This window comes from Reichenbachiella sp. 5M10 (assembly GCF_002742335.1).
GTDB lineage: Bacteria > Bacteroidota > Bacteroidia > Cytophagales > Cyclobacteriaceae > Reichenbachiella.
This window is the reverse complement of sequence record NZ_MDGR01000001.1, coordinates 1-770: the sequence shown is the minus strand read 5'-3', so window position 1 is coordinate 770 and position 770 is coordinate 1. Positions and strand designations below refer to the sequence as shown.

Genomic DNA, 770 nt, shown 5'->3' with positions numbered 1-770 from the left:
TCTTGCGATAGTAGCCTTAATTGCGACAATTATTTGGGGTATTTTCAGAACACAATAATTCCGCATACATTGAGATCAAAAAAACTAAGAGGGCTTAAAAGAAGACAAAAGAATATTGATAAATGGTTCGAAGGGCATCAACGAATTAACCTTGAAATTCTAAAGGAGTCGAAGTACTATTATTGCAAGTCAAAAGTAGATCCTTGGTCTAACCTCTACTATGAAGTAGATTATCCTGCGAATTACAGAAGACAGCTGTTTTCTCATCTTTTGAGTATCTACGAACTTTGGAAGAAACAACTAGAAGATAACTTTGATGACTTCTATCTTGCGATTTGGTTAAACGATAGACGATTTATCGATTCTCAAGTAGTATCAGCAATTGGCGACCGAGCTGAACATTATCAACAAATGTGGAACCTTCATGAAGAACCTTTGAAATTTCCTATCAAACTATTTAACAACGAAGAAGATAGAGTTTCTATGTTTCATTGGGATTCAACAGAAGATGAGGATTTAGTGTTTGAGTCTGAATATTCTGATCTCGATATTAATGATTATTGGAGCCCTGAAGATTTTTTTGATGACGTTAGATCATATAGGAAACTTGTGAAAAACAATACACCAACCCGAACGATACAAACTGAAGATGGAATAGAAAAGGCGTTTGTACTAAAACGGGGAAACACATGGATTGGCAAACAAAAATAACGACACGCTAACATCACCTATCCTCCATGGTGATTCCTGCTAGAATTGAGGTTGGCGGT

Annotated in this window: 1 protein-coding gene; it reads left to right on the top strand. The window is 36.0% G+C overall.

The features are described 5' to 3' along the window. The coding region (locus BFP72_RS00005) for a hypothetical protein (protein WP_221406441.1) at positions 1-711 on the top strand (711 nt) is incomplete at its 5' end. Positions 712-770 lie beyond the last annotated feature (59 nt).